Annotated in this window: 5 protein-coding genes; all 5 read left to right on the forward strand. The window is 59.1% G+C overall.

What is annotated here, in order from left to right:
• Positions 1-52 precede the first annotated feature (52 nt).
• On the forward strand, positions 53-364 hold the full coding sequence (locus BH95_RS27250) for an MbtH family protein (RefSeq protein ID WP_015586165.1): 312 nt from the start codon (positions 53-55) through the stop codon (positions 362-364).
• Between the two features lie 4 nt (positions 365-368).
• A complete protein-coding gene (locus tag BH95_RS27255; protein WP_015586166.1) occupies positions 369-1643 on the forward strand; it encodes a lysine N(6)-hydroxylase/L-ornithine N(5)-oxygenase family protein in 1275 nt (424 codons plus the stop codon).
• On the forward strand, positions 1640-2302 hold the full coding sequence (locus tag BH95_RS27260; protein ID WP_202902192.1) for an FMN-binding negative transcriptional regulator: 663 nt from the start codon (positions 1640-1642) through the stop codon (positions 2300-2302). Before BH95_RS27255 ends, BH95_RS27260 begins: the two co-directional genes overlap by 4 nt.
• 346 nt (positions 2303-2648) lie before the next feature.
• The gene (locus BH95_RS27265; protein ID WP_015586168.1) at positions 2649-3833 is read left to right on the forward strand and encodes an NAD(P)/FAD-dependent oxidoreductase; all 1185 of its coding nucleotides are present in this window, start codon (positions 2649-2651) and stop codon (positions 3831-3833) included.
• 99 nt (positions 3834-3932) lie between these two features.
• Positions 3933-8471 (forward strand): non-ribosomal peptide synthetase (locus tag BH95_RS28040; RefSeq protein ID WP_208601219.1); only part of this gene is annotated, 4539 nt, incomplete at its 3' end.

Consider the following 8471-nt stretch of genomic DNA (forward strand, 5'->3'; position numbering starts at 1 on the left):
GGTACCGAAATGCACAGCAGGCGTACTGCAACTCTCCGAGTAAGCGAGGACCATGAGCAATCCGTTCGACGATGAAGACGGCAGCTATTTCGTTCTCACCAACGAGGAGGGGCAGCACTCTCTCTGGCCGGTCTTTATCGACGTCCCGGCCGGTTGGTCAAGAGTGTTCGGCGAGGCCAAGCGGACTGCTTGTCTGGAGTACGTCGACACCCACTGGACCGATTTGCGCCCCAAGTCACTCGCCATTGCTCAGGCCGAAAACCGCAGCCAGACAACTAATGTCGGACCAACTATGCGGCCGGGAACGACCAATTCGGTTGAGGGCATCCCAGCCGATGCCTACCACAACGAAATTAGGTCGTAGCTCGATGGGAGCACAGTCAGGCTCGTCCGTCGCGGACGTTGTTGGGGTCGGTTTTGGACCCTCCAACCTCGCTCTCGCGATAGCTCTTCAAGAGTCCATCCAGCCCGGACCGGTGCCGGCAAAGTTCAGCATGAAGTTCTACGAGCTCCAGCCTCGTTTCGGCTGGCACCGTGGGATGCTCATGGAGGATGCGACCATGCAGGTCTCTTTTCTCAAAGACCTTGCCACCATGCGCAATCCGATGAGTCGGTATACGTTTGTGTCCTACCTCCGAGAGAAAGAGAGAATTGCTGAGTTCATCAACAGCAAAACTCTCTACCCACTGCGGGTGGAGTTTCATGACTACCTGGAGTGGGCAGCTAGCCAATTTCAGTCAAACGTCTCGTACGGGTCCGAGATCAAAGACATCCGACCAGTAGTCGAGAATGGCGTGGTGGAGTACGTCGATGTAGTCGGCCCAGATGACGTTGTTCAGCGGGCGCGGAACATCGTGATCGGAATGGGTTTGACGCCTCGACTTCCCGATGGTGTCAACAGATCTGAGCGGATCTGGCACAGCTCCCAACTGCTGGGCAGAGCAGCCGCAGTTACATACGTCCCTCAAAATTTTGTCGTCGTGGGCTCTGGCCAAAGTGCCGCCGAAGTTGCTGACTACCTTCATCGGACTTTCCCTCGCGCCAATGTGCACACCGTCCTGTCCCGCTACGGCTACAGCGTCGCCGATGACAGCCCGTATGCGAATGGAATTTTCGATCCGGAGGGAGTTGACCGGTTCTTCTCCGCTCCGACCGACGAGAAGCAGAGGCTCCTCGAATACCACGCCAACACCAATTACTCAGTGGTCGATCTCGATATTTCACAGTCGCTGTATCTCAAGAGCTACCAGGAGAAGGTCCTGGGCAAACAGCGGTTACGGATGATCAACACCTCGCGCGTCACATCCGTCGACGAGGACACAGACGGCGTACGGGTCGAGGTCACATCCTCGGCCACCGGTCTGACCCATACCATCGAAGCAGACGTGATCGTCTACGCCACCGGCTACCGGCCAAGTGACCCGGCACCGCTACTCCAGGGCCTGATGCGCGAATGTAAGCACGACGAGCAGGGACGGCTCAGCGTGGGACGCGACTACCGAGTGACGACGTCGGATGCGGTGCGCGCCGGTATCTATGTGCACGGTGCCAGTACCGAACACAGCCATGGACTTTCTGCTGGTCTCCTGTCCAACACTGCAGTCAGATCCGGTGAAATCGCCCAATCCATTCTCAGGAGATGACCATGTACGTCCCCCGGATCTACAAGGCAAGTGATCGGACATGGCTGCGCCGCGTGGTTGCGCAGTACCCTTTTGCGGCTCTGATCTCAAACGGCCCCAAGGCCCCGTACGCCACCCATTTGCCAGTCATCTGTGCTCCCTGCGCCCCTTCAGAGAGCGAGGACTTAGAAGGATCGACACTGTTTGGGCACATGAACCGGGCCAATCCCCACTGGGACTCGCTCGTCGACGGTGCGGATGCCCAACTTATTTTCACCGGGCCTCATGGGTATGTCACCCCAAGTGTCTACCAACGCGATTCTGTAGCACCGACCTGGAACTACGTCTCGGTACATCTCCGAGGAAAGCTGCAACCTGTTGCCGATTTCGAGGAGACGCTCAAGGTCGTTCAATTGACAGTCAGTACGTACGAGCAGAAATTCGGCAGCGGGTGGGAGATGGACAGTTCGCTGGACCACTACCGAAGGATCGGTCCGGCTGTGGGTGCATTCAGTTTTGAGGTGGAATCGGCGGATGGCATGTTCAAGCTCAGCCAGGAGCAGAACCTCGAGACCAGGCGACGGGTGGCGGACCACTTCAGCGCGAACCACGCCGGGCGAGGCAAAGAACTAGCTTCGTTCATGCGGGAGTACAGCCATGGTGACTACAACAACTTCTGATGGGGACATGTCGGACGCACCGACGGAACCCACGGCCCGGGAGCCTTTTGCGCCAAAAGAGCATTCCGTGCCCGCCATTTGTAAACCTTCAATTTCGCACCGGCTCAGCCATTTCGGCCTGGTCTGTTCATCGGTTTACGGATGCAAGCGGAGTTTATAAATTGTGCTACTGCTCTCACGCACCTTGTCCGCCGCCATTCCGACTCGTCGAGCAGGTCAATCGTTCTACCTTCGGAATGAAGTTGGGATTCCGGGGGATTGCTTCCGGACCAAAATCCGGCAAAAGAGCCGACCGGCGAACGTGACCAAGTCGGTGTCATCGCCAGAGAAAGCCAGAAGGTTGGTAATGGATTACGACGTTGTTGTTGTTGGGGCGCGATGTGCCGGCGCTTCGGTGGCACTGCTGTTAGCCAGACAGGGGCGAAGTGTTCTGCTGGTCGATAGGGCCTCCTTTCCGGCGGACACCATGTCCACGTTGTATATCCAGCACCCTGGGGTCGTGAGACTCGCACAGTGGGGGATGCTCGATGATGTTGTGGCCTCCGGTTGTCCGCCTTTGGGCACTATTAGTCACGATGTGGATGGACTGAGTCTGATCGCTGCTACCCCGGCGAAGGACGGTGTTAATGCCGCTTACGCACCACGGCGGTACATACTCGACGATCTACTCATTCGAGCTGCCGTGTCAGCGGGCGCGGAGTTCTCGGATCGGACGTCGGTCCTAGAATTGATTTGGCACGACGAACGCGTCGCCGGAGTTCGCCTCCGGAGTGGAAATTCGACCACATCGGTGTCTGCTCGATTGGTTATTGGGGCCGACGGTATGCGATCAAAGGTCGCGGAACTTGTTCAGGCACCGATCCTCCGATCGGCACCCATAGCAAGCTGCGTGTACTACACCTTCTGGCAAGGCTTGCGAACAGGATTCGGATTCCATGAGCGAGTCGGCCGCTGGATAGCCCGTATTCCAACACATGACGACCTGACAATTGTGGCAGCTTACCTGCCGCAGAGCGAATTCTCGGTCGTTCGGCGGGACCCGCAGAGGGCGTACTTGTCCGCGATCGAATCGACAGCGCCGGATTTATACGAACAAATTATGGCACTCGACCGAGTGGATCGGTGGTGGGGTACGGGGGACCAACGCAACTATTTCCGTAAATCGCACGGTCCGGGCTGGGCATTGACGGGGGATGCGGCTCACCACCTTGACTCGATCAGCGCCCGCGGCATCACCAATGCGCTGATTCAAGCCGACCTGCTCACCGATTCTATTTCCGGGGTGGATGTCGGGAACTCGGTCGCAGTAGATGAGGCGATGGTGCACTTTGCACTGTCGACAGGAGCTGTTCTAGAGGAGCCGTACATGAGTACTCTCGCCCTGGCGAAGCTTCAACCGACGAAGTCCCGGTTGCGCATGCTGCATGCCATTGCCAATTCGCCCGAACTTACATCTCGGTACTTCGGTTTGGTTTCGGGGGCCATCGGGATGCGCGAATTTATGTCGGCCGAGCTCGTCGACTTGTTGTAGCTTGCTGATGAAATATTTCGGGTCTGAATCTAACGCTGAGGGTGGTCACCCGAGTGGTTCGCAAGGAAGTGTTTTGCTGGGCGCTGAAAGGGTTGAGCATTGATCCCGTTGTCTTTTGCGCAGCGTAGGCTGTGGTTTATCCACCAGTTGGAGGGATTGTCGTCAACTTACAATATTCCTCTGGTCTTACGCCTGACTGGTGAGCTCAGTGTTCATTCGCTGGGCAGGGCAATCGGCGATGTCGTGAGTCGACACGAAAGTTTGCGGACTGTTTTCCCCTCCCATGAGGGTGTGCCGGAGCAGCGTGTTCTTGGCTCGGCCGACGCAGACTTCGGCTGGGACGTAGTCGAAGCGTCAGGGTGGTCGACAGACGCGTTGAACGATGCAGTCGCACAGGCAGTGGGATACAAATTCGACCTCAGCTTTGAGATTCCGTTCCGAGCGCAGCTCTTCAGACTATCGGCCGATCAGCATGTATTGGTGCTCCTGATGCATCACATCGCGTCAGACGGCCAGTCCCTCACGCCCCTCGTACGCGACGTCGGGCTGGCGTACAGGGCCCATGTGGGCGTAGAGGTGCCTGCCTGGGTGCCGTTGCCATTGCGATATCGGGATTACACGCTCCGTCAGCGTGAGTCGCTCGGCGACGAGTCCGACCCCGACAGTGCGCTGAGCCGGCACCTCCTTTACTGGAAGAACACGCTAGCCGGATACGAGGGGCGGCTTGAGCTCCCAACCGACCGCCCTTATCCGGTCGTGGCCGACTATCGAGGCAATCGAATCCCCATCGAATGGCCCGTGTCGATGCAAGAGCAGGTGCGACAGTTGGCCCGGGAGCATCGTTCTACCGGCTTCATGGTGATTTCGACGGCGCTGGCGGTGCTGTTGTCCGAACTAAGCGGCACCTCCGATGTCGCTTTCGGTGTTCCAACTACGGGCCGACGTGACGCTGATCTTGCGGAGATGGTCGGTTTCTTCGCCAACACAGTAGTGCTCCGCGTTGATGTGTCTGCCAGTTCGACGTTCCGTCGCCTCTTGCAAAAAGTACGGGACGCGGTTTTGGACGCATTGGCCCACCAGGATGTCCCGTTCGACGCGCTGGTGGATCTCGTCAAACCTGCTCGGTCACAATCGCATCACCCACTGGTCCAGGTCATGCTCGGATGGCAGAACCAGATCTCCACGGAGTTGGACTTGCCGGGGGTGCTGGCAGAGGCGGTACCCACCATTTCTCGACAGGCCCGGATGGACTTGACCTTCAGTCTCCGGGAGCGGTACTCCGAGTTCGGCGAGCCGCAGGGAATCGACGGAGTGGTCGAGTACCGCTCTGATGTCTACGACGCTGCATCGGTCGAGACCATGATCGTCAGGCTTGGGCGAATCATCGCCGAGATGATCGCCGTGATCGACCAGCCAGTCATCTCGATCGACGTACTAGACAGAAACGAACACACTCATCTTGACCGCCTGGGCAATCGTTCTGCGCACTCTCAGACTGCCGCCAGTATATCCATAGCCGAACTGTTTGCAGCACAGGCGAATCGAGCGCCGGAAGCGCACGCCATGGTTTTCGAGGATCAGGTATGGACTTACAGGGAAGTTGACGAGGCCTCCACGCAACTGGCACATCTACTAGCCGTTCGTGGGGTACGCGGAGGAGAAGTTGTTGCTCTCATGCTCCCGCGTTCCAACAAGACAGTAATCGCGATCCTGGCAGTGTTGAAACTGGGCGCAACCTATGTACCCATTGACATCAAGCACCCCGATGAGCGGGTGGCGTTCATCTTGGGCGATGCCGCTCCAGCTGCCCTCGTGACCACTGCCGAACTGACTTGCCGGGTAGACTGTTTTGGTATCGAAGTTGTGGATGTCGACGACGACGCGATTGCCGTGCAGCCGGTTACGGCTCTGCCTGCGCCAGAGGCCGGCCAAGTCGCGTACATCATCTACACCTCCGGTACCACCGGTGTCCCCAAAGGGGTTGCCGTTACCCAGGCGAGCGTCACGCGATTGTTCAGCTCGACGGCTCCGGGGTTCGTGCCGTCCTCAAACCAGGTGTGGTCACTCTTCCACTCCTACGCGTTCGATGTGTCGGTATGGGAGATGTGGGGCGCGCTGCTACACGGTGGCCGACTGGTTGTCGTACCTGGAGAAATTGCCCAGTCCGCCAACGACTTTCATCAACTACTGCGAGACCAGAACGTATCCGTTCTGAGTCAGACACCGTCAGCATTTTATGCTCTGCAGGCAGTCGACATGCGCCGGCCGGGCGAGTCTCGGCTGAGCGGTCTAGAAGCGATTGTCTTCGCAGGCGAAGCTCTCGAACCGTCGAAGTTGCGACCTTGGCTAGATCAGCTGGATTCCTGGCCGCACCTGATCAACATGTACGGCACCACAGAGACCACCGTCCACGCATCGTTCCGGAGGATCGTTTCTTCTGACCTCGACAGCCATGTCAGTCCCGTGGGCGGTCCGCTTGCTGACCTTGCCTTCTTCGTATTGAATACCGGTCTCCGCCGCGTGCCGGTAGGAGTAGTCGGAGAGTTGTATGTGGCAGGTCATGGTGTCGGCCTGGGCTACTTGAAACGCATGGGGCTGACGGCGTCGCGGTTTGTTGCTTCTCCGCTCGGCCCGCCGGGCTCGCGGATGTACCGGACGGGTGACGTAGTGCGGTGGAACCGCGAGGGCGAGCTGGAGTATGTGGGCCGCTCGGACGACCAGGTGAAGATCCGTGGTTTTCGTGTTGAACCGGGTGAGGTCGAGGCTGCTCTTTCCCGTGTCGCGGGGGTGGAGCGCGCCGCGGTCGTGGTGAGGTCTTCGAGTTCGGGCAAGCAGCTGATCGGCTACGTCGTACCTGCGGAGACCGGTCCAAAAGTAAATGGTGCTGTGGTGCGTGGTGATGTGGCCGCGCACCTACCGGAGTACATGGTCCCCACAGTGGTGATGATCGTCGATGACCTACCGCTTACGGTCAACGGCAAGTTAGACAAGCAGGCATTGCCGAATCCAGAGTTCGCAGGCGGATCCTACCGAAATCCGTCGACCTTGGTTGAGGGAATTTTGGCTGAAATCTTTGCGCGTGTGCTGGACCTACCGCGGGTAGGGGTGGACGACTCGTTCTTCGACCTCGGCGGAAATTCGCTATCGGCGATGCGAGTGATCGCGGCCGTGCAGGAGTCGTTTGATTCATCGATCGGCGTGAAGGCGCTCTGGGAAGCCTCAACGGTATCGGGGTTCGCACGGTTGGTGGGTGGATCGCCGGGTGGCGGCGTGGCATGGGTCCCAGTAGCTCGTCCCAAGCGATTGCCGTTGTCGTTCGCTCAGCGTCGGCTGTGGTTCATCCACCAGATGGAAGGGCAGTCGGCGACGTACAACATACCGCTACTGATTCAGATTACCGGTTCTTTGGATGTCTGTGCGCTGCGCGCGGCGATCGCTGATGTTGTGGAGCGGCACGAGAGTCTGCGGACAGTGTTTCCAGCGGTGGCTGGTGTGCCGGAGCAGCGTGTCCTTGCAGCTGAGACTGACTTCGACTGGGACATCATTGACGCCACCACCTGGACGGAACTTCAAATATCCGACGCAGCGCGTGTTCGGGGTCAGCATGCTTTCGACCTAGCCGAAGACCTTCCTTTCCGCGCGGCGCTGTTTGTCGTGTCTGCCACTGACCATCGTCTGGTCGTGGTCATGCACCACATTGCAGTCGACGGGGGGTCACTTCCTCCGCTCCTGCGTGACCTATGGAGCGCCTACGGAGTCCGCGCTGCGGGCGAGTCGCCTTCCTGGTCGCCACTTCCCGTCCAGTACGCCGACTACACGCTTTGGCAACACGCTCTGCTGGGTGACGAAGCGGATTCGCAAAGCGTGCTCGCCGGGCAGTTGAAATTCTGGGAACACGCCCTGAAAGATCTACCCAGCAGGTTGGAGCTTCCCACGGACCGGTCGTACCCGGCGGAGACCGACACGAATGGGGGTCGAGTCGTCGTCGACCTGCCCGCGGATTTCCATGAATTGGCGCAGCGGATCGCGCGGGAACGCAATGCGACGACGTTCATGGTGATGTCGGCGGCGCTTTCGGTGCTGTTGGCGCGTTTGAGCGGGAGCGCGGATGTGGCGTTCGGGGTGCCGACGGCGGGGCGGGGGCGAACCGAGTTTGACGGCATGGTCGGGTTTTTCGTCAACACGCTGGTGTTGCGTACGCGGGTTTCAGCCGAGATGAACTTCGGTGATTTGTTGGAGGAGGTACGGGAGCGGAGCCTGGACGCGTTCGCGAACCAAGATGTGCCGTTCGATGCGCTTGTCGAGCGCCTCAATCCGGTCCGTACGCAGGCTCACCATCCGTTGATCCAAATCCTGTTCGCCTGGCAGAACGACCCGGTCCCCGACATCTCGGTGCCGGGTCTCGACGTGGAGACGGCGTCAGTCGACATCGGAGCCGCTCGAATGGACCTGGCATTCAGCCTGCGCGAGCGGTTCACTGCGGACGGTCAGCCCGATGGGATCAGCGGAATCGTCGAGTACCGCACCGACATCTTCAACGCCGAGACCGTAAAGCGCATGGCGGCTCGGTGGCAGCAGCTATTGATTGCGATGGCGGCGGGCCCGGATCGTCCTTTGGCTTCGTTCGACATCCTGGGT

The organism is Rhodococcoides fascians A44A, from assembly GCF_000760735.1.
GTDB lineage: Bacteria > Actinomycetota > Actinomycetes > Mycobacteriales > Mycobacteriaceae > Rhodococcoides > Rhodococcoides fascians_E.